Genomic DNA, 15,182 nt, shown 5'->3' on the forward strand with positions numbered 1-15,182 from the left:
CCCGAGGAAGGGCTGCCACCTGTGATTTTGCTGCTGTCGACATCTGACACCGACCTGTTGAGCGCGCGTGCGAGCGGTGCGGAATATCGGTGGGGGAATCCGGCTCGGCTATTGGTCGACGACCTGCCCGCGCTGCTCGACGGCGTCGATCTGGTGATCGTGCGGATCCTCGGCGGCAAGCGTGCCTGGGAGGACGGGCTCGCGGCGGTGCGCGACAGCGGGGTGCCGATGGTGGCGCTCGGCGGTGAGATCGCACCTGACGCCGAGCTGATGGAATGTTCGACGGTGCCCGGTGGTGTCGCCGCCGACGCGCACAACTACCTCGCCGCGGGTGGTGCGGAAAACCTCCGTCAACTGCACAACTTCCTCTCGGATACGGTGCTGCTCACCGGTCACGGCTTCGCACCGCCGGCGCAACTGCCGAGCTGGGGCCGGTTGGAGCGCACACCAAGCGTGCATCCAGCCGCCGAGCATCCGCCGACGGTCGCCGTAATCTATTACCGCGCACAGCATCTCGCCGGAAACACCGCCTACATCGAAGCCCTCTGCGCGGCAATCGAAAACGCGGGCGCTAAGGCCCTGCCGCTGTACTGTGCATCCCTGCGCACCGCCGAGCCGGAACTCCTCGCTACGTTGCGCACCGCGGACGCACTGGTGGTAACCGTGCTCGCGGCGGGCGGCACCAAGCCCGCCAACGCATCGGCCGGTGGCGATGACGAGGCCTGGGATGTCGCGGCTCTGGCCGAGCTGGATGTACCGATTCTGCAGGGTCTGTGCCTCACCAGCGGCCGCGCCCAATGGGCGGCCAACGATGACGGGCTCTCTCCACTGGACGTCGCCACCCAGGTGGCGGTCCCGGAATTCGACGGCCGCATCATCACGGTTCCGTTCTCCTTCAAGGAGTTCGACGCCGACGGACTGTCCACCTATGTGCCCGATCCCGAGCGCGCGGCCCGGGTTGCCGGTATCGCTGTTCGGCACGCCCGGCTGCGCCACATCCCGGCCGAACGGCGCCGCATCGCCATCATGATGTCGGCTTACCCGACCAAGCATGCGCGCATCGGCAACGCCGTCGGCCTGGACACCCCGGCCAGCGCGATCCGGCTCCTCACCGAGATGCGCATGGCCGGTTACGATCTCGGCGACGAGAGCGAGGTTCCTGGACTCGCGGAACGCGATGGCGACGCACTGATTCACGCGTTGATCGCCGCGGGCGGTCAAGATCGCGACTGGCTCACCGCCGAACAGCTCGAAGGCAACCCGATCCGCATCGGCGCCGACCGGTACGCCAGCTGGTTCGACACCCTGCCCGAGGATCTGCGGGCGGCCGTCATCGAAGCGTGGGGCCCGCCGCCCGGCGAACTCTACGTCGATCGCTGCGCCGATCCCGAGGGCGAAATCGTCATCGCCGCACTGCGTTTCGGCAATATCGTGCTGATGGTGCAGCCGCCGCGCGGCTTCGGTGAGAACCCGGTCGCCATTTACCACGACCCGGATCTGCCCCCCAGCCACCACTACCTCGCCGCCTATCGGTGGATCGCCGCGCCGGACGGTTTCGCCGCCGACGCCATGGTGCACCTCGGCAAACACGGCAACCTGGAATGGCTGCCCGGTAAGACCCTCGGCATGTCCGCCTCCTGCGGCACCGACGCCGCCCTCGGTGAGCTGCCGCTGATCTATCCGTTCCTGGTCAACGACCCGGGCGAGGGCACCCAGGCCAAGCGCCGCGCCCACGCCACCCTCGTCGACCACCTCATCCCGCCCATGGCCCGTGCCGAAAGCTACGGCGATATCTCGCGTTTGGAGCAGCTGCTCGACGAACACGCCAATATCTCCACCCTCGATCCGGCCAAACTGCCTGCCATCCGCCAGCAGATCTGGACGCTCATGCGCGCGGCCAAAATGGACCACGACCTCGGCTTGGCCGAACGCCCCGACGAGGATGTCTTCGACGACATGCTGCTGCACGTCGACGGCTGGCTGTGCGAGATCAAGGATGTGCAGATCCGCGACGGACTGCACGTCCTCGGACAGGCGCCGGCGGGGCAGACCGAACTCGACCTGGTCCTCGCGATGCTGCGCGCGCGCCAACTGTGGGGCGGTGAACGGAATGTGCCCGGTCTGCGGGAAGCCTTGGGACTGAACGAGTCCGGTGTCGAGGTGCGCGAGCGGGTCGACGCGGTGGAGACCCAGGCCCGTGAGCTGCTCGCCGCATTGCAAGCCGCCGACTGGTCGGCGGACGCCGTCGACGGCATTGTCGACACATTGAGGCCGTCCGCGACCGACCCGACGTTCGCCGCGGTGCGAACCGTACTACGCTTCGCCGCGACCGAAGTCGTGCCCCGCCTGCGTCAGACCGGCATCGAGATCGAGCGAATCCTGCACGCGCTCAACGGCGGTTTCATCCCGGCCGGGCCGAGTGGGTCCCCGCTGCGCGGCCTGATCAATGTGCTGCCGACCGGTCGGAACTTCTATTCGGTCGACCCGAAGGCGGTCCCGTCCCGACTGGCTTGGGAAACCGGGCAGGCCATGGCGGATTCTCTACTCGATCGATACCGGGCCGATCACGGTGAATACCCGCGCTCGGTCGGGTTGTCGGTGTGGGGCACCTCCGCGATGCGCACCTCCGGCGACGACATCGCGGAAGTCCTTGCGCTGCTGGGCGTCCGCCCGGTCTGGGATGAGGCGAGCCGGCGCATCACCACTGTGGAGGTGATATCGCTCGCGGAGCTGGGCCGTCCGCGCATCGACGTCACGGTCCGTATCAGCGGCTTCTTCCGCGATGCGTTTCCGCATGTGCTCGCGCTGCTCGATGACGCGGTCCGCCTGGTCGCCGACCTCGACGAGCCCGCCGAGTCGAATTACGTTCGCGCACACGCTCAGCGCGATCTCGCCGAACACGGCGACAAGCGCCGCGCCACCACCCGCATCTTCGGCTCCCAGCCCGGCACCTACGGCGCGGGCCTTTTGCAATTGATCGACTCCAAGAGCTGGCGCACCGATGACGACCTCGCGCAGGTCTACACCGCGTGGGGCGGCTTCGCCTACGGTCGCGACCTCGACGGCGTACCCGCCGCCGACGATATGCGCACTGCATACCGCCGGATCACGGTGGCCGCCAAGAATACCGACACCCGCGAACACGACATCGCCGACTCCGACGACTACTTCCAATACCACGGTGGCATGGTCGCCACCGTGCGCGCGCTGACCGGCAAGAATCCGGAGGCCTACATCGGCGACAGCACCCGTCCCGACGCCGTGCGCACCCGCACGCTCTCGGAGGAGACCTCCCGCGTCTTCCGTGCCCGAGTGGTGAATCCGCGCTGGCTCGAGGCGATGCGCCGCCACGGCTATAAGGGCGCTTTCGAAATGGCGGCCACCGTCGACTACCTGTTCGGCTACGACGCCACCACCAATGTCGTGGCCGACTGGATGTACGAACAGCTCGCGGAGAGTTATGTTTTCGACGACGTGAACCGCAAGTTCATGGAGCAGTCCAACCCGTGGGCGCTGCACGGCATTGCCGAGCGGCTGCTGGAGGCAGCGCAACGGGAGTTGTGGGAGCATCCGGAGCAGGTAACACTGGACCGATTGCGGCAGATCTACCTGGAGACCGAGGGCGAACTGGAATAGCCGGAAAGCAATACCGCAGTTCCTTGGTATTTCGAATTATTTGATCTTGCAACGTACCCCGGCTATCGGTTGGCCTCTGTCCAGGTGTGGGTCTGCTGGTGGGCAATGTCGATGAGCCGGTCGTATCCGTAGTTGATGTCGAGCAGGTGGGTGTTCAGCAGCGGGAGTTCGTTGATCGCTTCGGGGACGGTCATGGTGATGCGGTATCGGCGGAATCCGTTGGTGTCGACGCAGCGCCCGGTGCCGCGGCCCTTGCCGATGGTCCAGGTCGATGATGAGGTGGGCATCGGTTGGGGGAAGGTGCTGTATCCCAGCAGCACGGAGACGATGCCGAAGGAGAACGGCTCGCTGGGTACGGTGATGCCGACCGGGCGGTCGTCACCGGCAAGGACAGCCGGATCAGTGCAGGCTACTTCGTAGTCCGGGCCGTGCGGCAGCCCGGTCGCTGCCGAGACCAGATCCACCGAGCTGTTGCCGAACAACGACGGTACTCCGAGCAATTCCGTGGAATAGGCGGTGACGCAGCCATCTTCACCCTGTTGGGTGCACACGGGGATATGGGCGAAGTCGCCGCCGGTGGCCGAGCCGCGGGCAGTGGTGACGTTTCCGCCCATCATGAACGCGCCCACCATTCGATCTCGCAGTTGCGGGTTCGGGTCGATCTGTTCGCGCAACAGTTTGCGCAGCATCGCGGTGCCTTGGGAGTGGCCGATGAAGATCACGCCACGGCCGTTGTTGTCATGAGCCAGGTAGTCGTCCCATGCGGCAAGCACGTCGCCGTAGCCGGTGTCGAAAAGATTGTGTTCCAGCATCGCCGGCACCAGGCCCAGCAACGACACCTGCCGATATAACGGCGCGAACACCCGGCACACGCTGGAGAATCGGGCTGCCTGGAACCGGGCGATCGACCGCACCTCGGGCGAGGCGACCGGGTCGGCGTTGAGCGCGATCTGGTTGCTGACGGTGGGATAGACGTAGAAGCAGTCCACCGGCTGGTCGGCCTCGGTTACCGGCGTGGCAGGCGTGGTTTGCCCGGTCGCGAGATCAGTGGTGTCGGACGCAAGATCACACGGATCGGCGCTCATGTCCGGGTGGCACAGCCATACCGGGCTGGGGGGCTGCGCATGGGCGGGAATGCCGACCGCAACCACGGCGATCGACGCTGCGATGACGAGCAGGCTACGAGCCAGGGGCTGTACATACGGCAGGTGTCGGCTCGCAATCTGGCGCACCGTCGACATCTTCACCACAAACCTCCGATTCGAAATGCTTCTTGATTCCCGCATGTTGGGGGCTGCGATCCGTTTGACCTGGTGAACAGTGGGTTTCGAGTGAACCAGAAATCCGCGGGTTGCACGGTACCAGGGCGCGTGACGAGTCAGTGTGGTTCAAGTCGTGTCGGTCGAGGGAAGTGTCGGAACAAGGACCGGCGAACCTGGTTGCCCCGAGCATTGAGCCGACGCATCTGCACCGACTGGGATGCTGTCCGTGCTGGTGCCCGCATTCTGTCGGGTCGAGGCGCAGGTTGAATCGGGGGCTGTCGAGCACCGGGAGCGTTGCCAACCATCCACACGCGGTGGCCGTGTTCCGAAGACGCGGTCGTATGATCGAATTCGTAGCCAGCTCTACCCATCGACAGCAGCACATTTGCCACGCCGGCAAGAGGGCTCCCGCTTCCTCGCTCGAGCGCAATCCCGGACTCCGACTTATCGGCCACGGCAATCAGGACACTTCGAGGGGACAGCGATTATGCGTACTGAAGGCGATAGCTGGGACATTGTGAGCAGCGTCGGCATGACCGCACTCGGCGTCGCGGCCGCACGCGCTATCGAGACGAAACGGCCCGATGCCCTCGTCCATGACGAGTACGCCGCCCAGTTCGTGGTGGCATCAGGCGATTCGGATATGCAGCGACTGATCGCCGATCCGACGCTGTGGGCGCAGATCCCGTTCACTTCCGGGTTCATCGGATATCGAAGCAGGTTCTTCGACGAATTCTTCCTGTGCGCGGCGGCGGCCGGGGTGACCCAGGCGGTGATCCTGGCTGCCGGGCTCGATGCCAGGGCCCACCGGCTGGATTGGCCGGCGGGCGAGGTCGTGTTCGAGATCGACCAGCCCAAAGTGCTGGAGTTCAAACGTCAGGTGCTCACCGAATCCGGCACCGCGCCGAGGTCGGACCGACGCGAGGTGGCCGTCGATCTGCGCTACGACTGGCCCGCGGCACTTGTCGAGGCAGGCTTCGATCCGACCTCGCCCACCGCGTGGTCGGCGGAAGGGCTGCTGCCATACCTACCAGGCGCCGCGCAGGATGCCTTGTTCGAGCGGATCGGTCAGCTTTCGGCACCAGGTAGCCGGCTGGCGGCAGAGACCATCGGCGCGGGCGTCGATATCGTCGGCATCGCCGACCAGGAGGCGGAGATCCTGAAAGACACCCCGTTCGGCAAGGTCGACCTCGCGTCACTGTTCTACACCGACCAACGCACCGATCCGGCTGAGTTGCTCACCGCCCTCGGCTGGACCACCTCCTCCCTGGGCATGCAGGAACTGGCCACACGCTACGACCGTCCTATGGCACCGGTCGCGGAGCCGCTGGCGAAAATGTTCGACGGCACGCGATATCTGACAGCCGTCAAGCCGATCTGATCCGGATGGGCGTGCCTGCGGCGCGCCCCCGTTTCGGTTCGGTACATCACCAGGCGTGGGAGCGAGTCTGTCGGCATACGGATGTCGCCGACATCGCCCCGACCTACCGTTTTCGGTATGACTTGGAACGAAGTGAGCACCAGCAGTTTCGTCCTGCTGACCACCTACAAGAAGGATGGCACCCGGTCGGCACCCCGGTATGGGTGCCTCCGGACGGCGAACAGATCGTCGTGTGGACCAACTCGAAGATCTGGAAGGTCAAGCGGATTCGCCGCAATCCGGCGGTGACCCTGCAGATATCCGACGGCCGTGGCCGCCCGAAGAGCGAGGAGAAGTTCGCGGGCAAGACCGAGGTGTTGGATGCGGCGCGGACGCAGCGGGTGCGTGACCTCGTCTCGCGCAAGTACGGGATCATCGGCACCGTGCTGATTCGCCTGCACACGCTGTTCAAGGGCGCGGACGGATCGGTCGGGTTGGCGATTACTCGCGTGTAGGTCAGGCGGATTCCGCGAGGCCTGCCGAGCGCCAGGTATCGGCGAGTTCCTGGAGCGGAATCTCCAGGGCCGCCGCGAGCGACACGATCGTCCCGAAGGCGGGCGTTGGCAGCCGTCCGGTCTCGATCTTGCGCAGCGTCTCCGGTGAAATTCCGGCGGCCCGGGCGATCCGGGCTGGGTCGCGATCGGCGCGCGCGGCCCGTAGTCGGGCTCCGAGGCGGCGACCGGCCTCGACCTGGGCGGGAGTCAGCGGAAGTCGGACCATTCGACCAGACTATGGGCGGTATTTAAATACCGCAAGCTCATCCGTAGTACTTCACCCGGAAGGGGCCGCCGACGCTGTTGAACAGCAGATCCCCATTCGGGAGGAATTGGACCATCGCGTAGGCGCCATTGCCCAGATTGCTCTGGCCGAAGATGGTGCGGTGCACCTGCCTTCCCGATTTCCAGTCCAGGCCGGTCACCTCCCAGCCGTCGGCCTTGGTGTAGCCGTTGACGAAAACCACGCCGGACTTGCTGCTCTCGCTGGGCACCATGCTGGTCGAAACCACATCGGGCCGTGACCATACCGATGACCAACTGTGGTTGGCCGGATCCCATTGGAATCGCTCGATACCCGACGGCGGTGCGAATACCGGACCGCCCGCCAGTACATCGACGAGCCGGTCCGGCGCACCTTGCGGCCGGGCATTGTTGACCACGAATGCGCCGTAGCCGTCCACCACGACCGACTGTTCGCTCTGGATGAACTCGGGCGGCGGATTCAGACCGGCCGTCACCGGGATCTGGTCGGCGATCCGATGGGATTTCGTACCCGGCTTCGGTTGGAACCCGTCGGGAATGGCGTCGCGCCAGAATGCGACCAGTTTCATCCGGTCGGCACCGTCGGTGATCACCACGAGGCGGTCGTCCTTGCCGTAACCCATGAGTGTGGGTGTCGAGCCGGTGCCGATGCCGAACTTCACCGCGGGCGGCTGCTGTCCGAAATCATAGGGTGCGGCCCATGCGCCATCGGTGGCGTCGGTCGAGAGTTCGGATCCCGTCCACACGAGTTTGCGCATGATCTTGTCGGACGCGGCGTAGATCCCGCCATTCTCATCCACGGCCATCGCATTGGAGACCACCTCGTCGGCGCCGAAGTGAACCTGGTGCGGTTCGCCCTGCAGGCTGCGGTCGATGATCGATAACCCGCGCGTGCTGAGTACGGCCAATTTGCCGTCATAGGTCATATTCAGGCCGACAATGGACTCGGGTTGGCCGCCGAGACCGGGACCGGTGCCGAGCCAGGGTTTGAAATCGAGAGTGCGCAGAATCCGCACGCCCGCCTCGGGGTTATTCGAATTCGTCAAACCGAACACGACGATCTGCGCATTCTGTGTGACGTAGTAGACCCGGTTGTCCTTGTCTACCAGGCTGTAGACGCCATTGGTGATGCGCGTCCAATCGAGGCCCCAGTCGTTATGTACGGCGGCCTCGACCTGGCCGACGTCGGTGAAGTTCTGGTCGAGCACCTCGTTCAACGCCTGCGGCGCCAGCGGTGTCACCCCCGGTGCGTCCGCGCGTGCGATTTCGTGGAACATGCCATTGCCGATCTGCACATAGACCACGCCCTGAGTGGAGGAGATCCACATGTGGTCCGGATCGGTGGCGGCGAGCGTCATGATGTTGACCGGCCCCGCGGCGATGCGCTGCTGCTGCTTCGGATCGATATGGAATTCGCCCGATGGCGTTTGGTAGGGGAAGGTGTCGGACTGGCCCGGATCGCTATGGGTGAGCCCGTAGGTCGCGGCGGCGAGATAGGGGTTGCGCGCGGGGCCCGCAGCGGTGCCCGACTGGTTCGCGTTCTTGGTCGACTCATTGCCGCAGGCGGGGATGGCCAGGGCCACGGCCAGGGCGACGGCGGCGACGAGTGCTTTGTGGCGCAGGCTCATCGCTTGCTCCTCTACGTTCGCTATCGGGCAGTCGATCGGGCGGAACGCATGCCGCTCGGGGCGGCGAACAACGAATCAAACCAGGGCTCTCTCGCGTTCGCGAACATAACACATCGCCTGGTCAGCGGGGTAGCTGGTATTTTAATACCGATCACGGTTATGCTCGGTATTAAAATACCGACATGGAGGTTGGGCATGGTGGAGTTGAAATCGCCGGGGGAGATCGAACGCATGCGGGTGGCGGGCCGCTTCGTCGCCGAGATACTGGCGCAACTGCGTGTACTTGCTCGAGTCGGAGTGAATCTGCTGGAACTGGAAGAGTATGTGCGGCAGCGGATTCGGGAGCGCGGCGCGGAGTCGTGCTACTGGGACTACGCGCCCTCGTTCGGTCGCGGTCCGTTCCGGAATACGGTCTGCCTGTCGGTGAATGATGCTGTCCTGCACGGACTTCCGTTCGATTACGAGCTGCGCGACGGTGACGTGCTGAGCATGGATCTGGCGCTGAGCATCGATGGGTGGGTCGCCGATTCGGCCACCAGCATGATCGTCGGCACCGCCGATGCGGAGGATCTGCGGCTGATCAAGGCCACCGAGGACGCGCTGGCGGCCGCGATCGCGGTCGCGTTGCCCGGCAATCGGATCGGCGATATCTCCGCCGCCATCGCGGAGGTCGCGCGGGCGAACGGCTATCCGGTGAATACCGAATTCGGCGGGCACGGGCTCGGGCGGACGATGCACGAGGATCCGCACGTACCGAATACGGGCCGTGCCGGTCGCGGATATCTGCTGCGGCCCGGTTTGACCATTGCGATCGAGCCATGGTTCGCGCGCACGACCGACCGCATCTATACGGATCCGGATGGTTGGACGATCCGCGCAGCGGATGGTTCGCGGACCGCGCACTCCGAACATACGGTCGCGATCACAGCGGAGGGGCCGCAGGTTTTGACCGCCGTCGCATAACCTGCCGCAATCGGTTTCGGAGGGCTGATCCGCGAGGATCAGTGGCGGCGCGCAACTCGGCTGCGAGGCTCGCGCGTTCGGCTACCGAGAGCGACATGGTCCGGCGCTCGGCGAGTAAGGTCTCGGCCCGCTCCCGCAAACTCATGGATGCGGCGCTGGTCAGCGTCGATATGGAGGACCTCGGTGCGGTTTCGTGTTCATGGACGTGTCGCCTCGCGCGTACGTCATCGAGCAGTTGCGCGAACAACGCCGCAATGCCGCGACGATCTGCACGCCATGATCCCGACCTTCCCCGGCCGGAACCAGCCGCCACATGCGACCGATCTGCTCGAGCTGTGGAGCGGCGTATTCGACAACTTGTCGCTATGGACCGGTGGCGTACTCGAGCGCCTCGAGGCGGGTGAATACCGGATGTCGCACTGATGCGGGCCGCGCGGGGGGGTCCGATGGCGGATAGGCTGGCCGCATGACGAACACACTGGGTGCGGTCGCCAAGGCCGACTACGTGCTGCTGACGACCTTTCGCAAGGACGGCACACCGGTCGGCACCGCGGTCTGGGCCGCTGAGGACAACGGCAAGCTGTATGTGTGGACCGAGACCAACAGTTGGAAGGTCAAGCGGCTGCGCAACAATCCCGCCGTCACCCTCCAGCCGTGCAACCCGTCGGGTAAGCCGCGTGGTGACGTCATCGAAGGCACCGGCCGGGTGCTCGATGCCGCAGAAACCGAACGGGTGCGCAAGCTGATCAAGAAGAAGTACTGGCTTCTCGGCCCGATTCTGGTGACCGCGAGCAGTATTCGCCGCGGTAAGTCCGGCAGCATCGGCCTCGAGATCACCCCGGCCGCGTAGTCTGCGGGCTCCCGCGACGGGAGCCCGCCACCGGTCAGGTCGCCTGGCTTACCGAGGACATGTGGAAGTCCGGGATTCGCAAGGGCGGCATTGCGGTTCGGGTGAACCAGTCCTTCCATTCGCGGGGGAGAGTGTTTTCGGTGGCACCGGCTTCGGTGGTGCGACGCAGCAGATCGATGGGGCTTTCGTTGAAGCGGAAATTATTGACTGCGGCGGTGACTTCGCCGTCTTCGACGAGGTAGACGCCGTCGCGGGTCAGTCCGGTGAGCAGCAGCGTGGCGGGATCGACCTCGCGGAGGTACCAGAGCGTGGTGAGTAGTAGGCCGCGCTCGGTCTCGGCGATCATCGCATCGATGCTCGCGTCCGAGCCGCCGGTGAGCAGCAGATTGTCACCAGGAACCGTTGGGGAAGTGTCGAATTCGGCGGCGGTGGCACGCGGGTAGATCAGCGATGCGATGACGCCGTCGCGTAGCCAGTCCACGCGCCGGACCGGTAAGCCGTTGTCGAAGACCGACAGCGATTCCGAGGACGACGACGTCGCGACGAACGGACGGTATTCGAGGCCGCCCGCACTCGGATCGCTGTAGAGCGTCAAGGGAATATCGCTGAGCCGCTCACCGATTCGGGTGCCGCCCGCCTTCGTGAAGGCACTGTGCCCCTCATGTGCGCCACGGCCCTCCATGGACCAGGCCAGGTAGATCATCAGGTCGGCGACCGCCGAGGGCGGCAGCAGGGTTTCATAACGACCCGCCGGCAGCTCGACCCGGCGCTTGGACCAATCCAACCGCCGCGACAATTCGGTGAGCAGCCCGGGTACGTCGACATCGGTGAAGTCGGCGGTGCCGACCCCGACCCACGCACTCGCGAGACCCGTGCCCTCGCCGCGCTTTCCATTGATCTCCACCGAACCGGTGGGCTGTACGAAGCGGCGGCGAATACCTGTGGAGGTACCCAGCCACGTCGTCTGCATCTGGTGGTGCGCGAAACCGTAGAGCCGATCGGCGCCGTCGAATCCGCCCGCCAGATCGCGGGCGAAATCGGTGAAGACCTCGATCCCGGTGCTGCCCGGTGCGGACGCCCATTCGCTCCCGGCGTCCGGCAGACCATCCGATTCCGGCGTGAGCAGCGGCATCGCATCCTTCGCTGATTCGGCGGTGCGGGCCGCCGTCTCGCTGGCGCGGACCACCGCCTCGATCTCGGCCGGGTCTACGCTGGTGGAGCCCACACTGCCGACGCGCGCGGAGTTCGGACCGTCGCGGAAGATGGAAACGACCACCCAGTCCCGGGAAATCGAGGAGCCATTGGTGGTCATAGAGTTGCCCGCCCAGCGCAGTGACGCCTCGTGCGCATCGGTGACGATGACCATCGCCTCATCCGCATGCGACAACGCGAGCGCCTGCTCTACGACCGCACCAGCGGGTATCACCACCTCGGTCACTGGCCCGCCTCCGTCCGAGTATTCAGAATGTTGATGCCGCGCACCAGGATCGACGGGCAGCCGTGACTGACCGCGGCGACCTGGCCGGGTTGCGCCTTACCGCAGTTGAACGCGCCACCGAGGCGCCAGGTGGACGGTCCGCCGACTGCTTCCATGGCACCCCAGAAGTCTGTGGTAGTGGCCTGGTACGCGACATCACGCAGCTGGCCGTCGAGCTTGCCGTCGCGGATGCGGAAGAACCGCTGGCCGGTGAACTGGAAGTTGTAGCGCTGCATATCGATCGACCACGACTTATCACCGACGATATAGATGCCGTTGTCCACCCGGGAGATGAGTTCGGCAGTGGTGGTGTCGTTTTCCGGATCCGGTTGCAGCGACACATTGGCCATGCGCTGGATCGGCACATGGTGCGCCGAGTCCGCGTAGGAGCACCCGTTGGAGCGTTCCAGGCCCAGACGCGGGGCGAAAACGCGGTCGAGTTGATACCCGACCAGAATGCCGTCGCGCACCAGATCCCAGCGTTGTCCGGCGACGCCCTCGTCGTCATAGCCGACCGAGGCCAGACCGTGCACCTCGGTGCGGTCACCGGTGACGTGCATGATCGGCGTGCCATACTTCAGGGAACCGAGCTTGTCCGGGGTCGCGAACGAGGTACCCGCGTAGGCCGATTCATAGCCGATGGCGCGATCGTATTCGGTGGCGTGGCCGATGGATTCGTGGATGGTCAGCCACAGGTTGGTCGGGTCGATCACCAGGTCGGTCGGACCCGCCTCGACACTCGGCGCCTTCACCTTCTCGGCCAGCCAACCCGGGATGCGCGCGAGTTCATCGCTCCAGTCCCAGACTCCGTCCGCACCGGTGACGTACTCCCACCCGCGTCCGGCCGGGGCGGCGAGGGTGCGCATGGTCTCGAAGACACCCGCCGCCGCGTCCACGGTGATCGCCTCGAGTTGCGGGTGCAGGCGCACCCGCTGCTGCGTGATCGCGGAGCCCGCGGTGTCGGCGTAGAAAGTCTGCTCCTTGACCTGCAGCACCGAGGCGGTGACGTGATCGACGCCATCGGCGGCGGACAGGCGGCCCGAATAGTCCTGCAGCACAGCGACCTTGTCGGAGGTCGGCACCGTGAACGGGTCCACCTCGTAGGCCGAAACCCAGTGCGCCTCGTCGTATCGCGGCTCGTCGGCGAGTTCGACGCGCTCACGATTGAGGGCGCGCAGGGTCGTCGCCACCGTGACCGCGCGCCGTGCCACCTCGACCGCGGTTTCCGGGGTGAGCGCGGCGTGCGAGGCGAAACCCCAGGTGCCGTCGACGATCACGCGCACGGCGAAGCCGAGGTCGGTGGCATTGCTGATCGCCTCGACCCGGCCGTCGCGCAGGCGGATCGACTGGGTGACCAGCCGATGCACCCGCAGATCGGCGTGCTGCGCGCCCGCCGCGCGCGCCGCGGACAGCGCGGCGTCGGCGAGCGCGTGCAGTGGTAACGCGAGGAACTCGGCGTCCACATCTTTGGAAGTCGCGATGCTCACTCGATCAAACCTAGTCGGTCGGGTCAGTACGCGCCGCTTCCGCCGCGCTGTCGCAGACCTTGCGGACATGCATCGACTGCAATGTCGCGCGAAATGTCCATCGGTGCGGGGTTGGACCAGGCCCGCCGGGATCAGTCGGGCACCACCCGAATTCGATCACGGTTCGCCAGCACGGCACGCGCGAAACTCGTGGTTACCGTACCCAAGTCGGCTTATGCCGTACTGTGCCCGCGTGCCGCCATCCGCCCTCCGCGATCGCAAACGAGAACGTACCCGCCGTGCCCTCCTCGAAGCAGCCGCCGAACTTTTCGAGAGCAGAGGCTATGAGGAAACCACGGTGGCCGATATCGCCGCCGCGGCCGAGGTCGGCACCCGAACGTTCTTCAACTACTTCGCAAGCAAGGAAGAGTTGCTGTTCCCGGAACAGGACGAACGGGTACGCGCCGCGGTGGCGGCGATTGCGAGTCGCCGGCCTGGTGAACGGCCGGTGGAGGTGCTGCTGCGCGCGTTGCGGGCGGCTGGTGACAATCCGGGCGAACACCTCGTCGATGATCTGAGTGCGCGCATTGCCGCACTGCGCGCACAGGTTTCGCGCACGGTGCCCGCAGTGAGCGGGCGGGCCGCGCACGCACAGCTGGTCGCGCAGCGCGAAATCGCGCGGCAGTTGCACGTGGCATTTCCCGCCGAATTGGACGAGGTCGGCGCCGCCGCACTGGTCGGCGCCGTGGTCGGCGCCGTCTCCGGTGCGCTGACGGTACTGTTCCAGAGTCCGGTGGCCGGAGTCGATGGCGAGCGGCTGCACCGCGAGATCCACGAAGCGACCTCACGCGTACTGCAGCCCTGGCTCGCATCGAATACCAAGATGCATGCCGGGCCCGTGCACTGATCGGTCAGCCGAATTGCTGCCAGCCCAGACGGATCACCATGCCGATAACCACCACCAGCAGGACGACGCGTACGAATTTCGCGCCGTTGCGTAATGCCATATGCGAGCCGATGACCGCGCCCGCGATATTGCCGACCGCCATGGCCGCGCCCAGTGCGAACATGATGTGGCCGGTGACGCCGAAGTAAATCAGCGCACCGAAATTGGATCCGCAGTTGATCACCTTCGCCATCGCGGCCGCGCGCACGAATTCGGTGCCGAGCAGGGTGGCGAAGGTGATGATCAGGAAGGTGCCGGTGCCGGGGCCGAGCAGTCCGTCGTAGAACCCGATTACCCCGGCAGCCAGCGCGAGCACGAGCACGAACTTGCGCCGACTCGGTGCGTGTGTGGCCAGGGTAACGCCGATCGACGGGCGCAGCGTAACGAAGACAGCGACGCCGACCAGCACGACCAGCACGACCGGGATGAACAGATCACGATCGATGAGCGACACCGCTGCCGCACCGGTCGCGGCGGTGATCGCCGCGATCGCCGCCGCGGGCAGCAACGTGCGCCACCGCAGGGGGACTTTGCGCGCGAACGTCACGACCGATGCGCTGGTACCCGCGACCGCGGCGAGTTTATTGGTGCCGAGTGCGGTCTGGGGGGCAATGCCCGGTGCGACCAGGAACAGCGTCGGGAGGATGATCAATCCGCCACCGCCGACCACCGCATCCACCCAGCCCCCGGCGGTCGCGGCTGTCAGTAAGGCCGCCCAATCTGCAAAATCCACCGGGTCAGCCAACCAGACGGTTGGATCACGCTCGTCCGTACCT

13 protein-coding genes are annotated in these 15,182 nt (G+C 65.7%); 7 read left to right on the forward strand and 6 right to left on the reverse strand.

Going from position 1 to position 15,182, the window contains the following annotated elements:
- The first annotated feature begins 21 nt into the window (after positions 1 to 21).
- Complete coding sequence (cobN, locus tag ACW2Q0_RS16470; protein WP_457191203.1) at positions 22 to 3,636, forward strand: cobaltochelatase subunit CobN; 3,615 nt, start codon at positions 22 to 24, stop codon at positions 3,634 to 3,636.
- 62 nt (positions 3,637 to 3,698) lie between these two features.
- On the opposite strand, the gene ACW2Q0_RS16475 is transcribed toward cobN, so the two are convergent.
- Positions 3,699 to 4,868 (reverse strand): DUF3089 domain-containing protein, encoded by a 1,170-nt coding sequence (locus ACW2Q0_RS16475; RefSeq protein ID WP_457190968.1) that lies wholly within the window; start codon positions 4,866 to 4,868, stop codon positions 3,699 to 3,701.
- A 517-nt stretch (positions 4,869 to 5,385) separates the two neighbouring features.
- Here ACW2Q0_RS16475 and ACW2Q0_RS16480 point away from each other — a divergent pair.
- Positions 5,386 to 6,279, forward strand: coding sequence for a class I SAM-dependent methyltransferase (locus tag ACW2Q0_RS16480; protein ID WP_457190970.1), 894 nt, complete (start codon positions 5,386 to 5,388; stop codon positions 6,277 to 6,279).
- Positions 6,280 to 6,509: 230 nt separating this feature from the next.
- Complete coding sequence (locus ACW2Q0_RS16485) at positions 6,510 to 6,773, forward strand: hypothetical protein (protein ID WP_457190972.1); 264 nt, start codon at positions 6,510 to 6,512, stop codon at positions 6,771 to 6,773.
- Position 6,774: 1 nt separating this feature from the next.
- On the opposite strand, the gene ACW2Q0_RS16490 is transcribed toward ACW2Q0_RS16485, so the two are convergent.
- Both ACW2Q0_RS16490 and ACW2Q0_RS16495 read right to left on the reverse strand, forming a co-directional pair.
- Positions 6,775 to 7,038, reverse strand: a complete 264-nt coding sequence (locus ACW2Q0_RS16490) for a helix-turn-helix domain-containing protein (RefSeq protein ID WP_062990925.1) — start codon at positions 7,036 to 7,038, stop codon at positions 6,775 to 6,777.
- 37 nt (positions 7,039 to 7,075) lie between these two features.
- On the reverse strand, positions 7,076 to 8,704 hold the full coding sequence (locus tag ACW2Q0_RS16495) for a hypothetical protein (RefSeq protein WP_457190974.1): 1,629 nt from the start codon (positions 8,702 to 8,704) through the stop codon (positions 7,076 to 7,078).
- Between the two features lie 195 nt (positions 8,705 to 8,899).
- Between ACW2Q0_RS16495 and map the strand changes: the two genes are divergently transcribed.
- The 3 genes from map (at position 8,900) to ACW2Q0_RS16510 (ending at position 10,517) form a co-directional block, all read left to right on the forward strand.
- A complete protein-coding gene (gene map / locus ACW2Q0_RS16500; RefSeq protein WP_457190976.1) occupies positions 8,900 to 9,667 on the forward strand; it encodes a type I methionyl aminopeptidase in 768 nt (255 codons plus the stop codon).
- 276 nt (positions 9,668 to 9,943) lie between these two features.
- A complete protein-coding gene (locus ACW2Q0_RS16505) occupies positions 9,944 to 10,090 on the forward strand; it encodes a hypothetical protein (RefSeq protein WP_457190978.1) in 147 nt (48 codons plus the stop codon).
- Between the two features lie 43 nt (positions 10,091 to 10,133).
- Positions 10,134 to 10,517, forward strand: coding sequence for a PPOX class F420-dependent oxidoreductase (locus ACW2Q0_RS16510; protein ID WP_457190980.1), 384 nt, complete (start codon positions 10,134 to 10,136; stop codon positions 10,515 to 10,517).
- 34 nt (positions 10,518 to 10,551) lie between these two features.
- Here the strand turns inward: ACW2Q0_RS16510 and ACW2Q0_RS16515 are convergent, their stop codons facing one another.
- Positions 10,552 to 11,883: a metallopeptidase TldD-related protein gene (locus ACW2Q0_RS16515; RefSeq protein WP_457191205.1), complete on the reverse strand. Its 1,332-nt coding sequence runs from the start codon at positions 11,881 to 11,883 to the stop codon at positions 10,552 to 10,554.
- Positions 11,884 to 11,951: 68 nt separating this feature from the next.
- Positions 11,952 to 13,481 carry a TldD/PmbA family protein gene (locus ACW2Q0_RS16520; protein WP_457190982.1) on the reverse strand — a complete coding sequence of 510 codons (1,530 nt, stop codon included), beginning with the start codon at positions 13,479 to 13,481 and terminating at the stop codon, positions 11,952 to 11,954.
- Positions 13,482 to 13,713: 232 nt separating this feature from the next.
- On the opposite strand from ACW2Q0_RS16520, the gene ACW2Q0_RS16525 reads away from it, so the two are divergent.
- Positions 13,714 to 14,367, forward strand: coding sequence for a TetR/AcrR family transcriptional regulator (locus ACW2Q0_RS16525; protein ID WP_457190984.1), 654 nt, complete (start codon positions 13,714 to 13,716; stop codon positions 14,365 to 14,367).
- Positions 14,368 to 14,371: 4 nt separating this feature from the next.
- Here ACW2Q0_RS16525 and ACW2Q0_RS16530 read toward each other — a convergent pair whose 3' ends face one another.
- Positions 14,372 to 15,139, reverse strand: coding sequence for a TSUP family transporter (locus ACW2Q0_RS16530; protein WP_457190986.1), 768 nt, complete (start codon positions 15,137 to 15,139; stop codon positions 14,372 to 14,374).
- Positions 15,140 to 15,182 lie beyond the last annotated feature (43 nt).

The organism is Nocardia citri (assembly GCF_054065835.1).

What these genes read in the sequence shown, in the direction of transcription:
- ACW2Q0_RS16495 (WP_457190974.1), bottom strand. Translation starts at nt 8,704, where the DNA reads ATGAGCCTGCGCCACAAAGCACTCGTCGCCGCCGTCGCCCTGGCCGTG.
- map (WP_457190976.1), top strand. Translation starts at nt 8,900, where the DNA reads ATGGTGGAGTTGAAATCGCCGGGGGAGATCGAACGCATGCGGGTGGCG.
- ACW2Q0_RS16510 (WP_457190980.1), top strand. Translation starts at nt 10,134, where the DNA reads ATGACGAACACACTGGGTGCGGTCGCCAAGGCCGACTACGTGCTGCTG.
- ACW2Q0_RS16480 (WP_457190970.1), top strand. Translation starts at nt 5,386, where the DNA reads ATGCGTACTGAAGGCGATAGCTGGGACATTGTGAGCAGCGTCGGCATG.
- ACW2Q0_RS16490 (WP_062990925.1), bottom strand. Translation starts at nt 7,038, where the DNA reads ATGGTCCGACTTCCGCTGACTCCCGCCCAGGTCGAGGCCGGTCGCCGC.
- ACW2Q0_RS16515 (WP_457191205.1), bottom strand. Translation starts at nt 11,883, where the DNA reads ATGGTCATCGTCACCGATGCGCACGAGGCGTCACTGCGCTGGGCGGGC.
- ACW2Q0_RS16505 (WP_457190978.1), top strand. Translation starts at nt 9,944, where the DNA reads ATGATCCCGACCTTCCCCGGCCGGAACCAGCCGCCACATGCGACCGAT.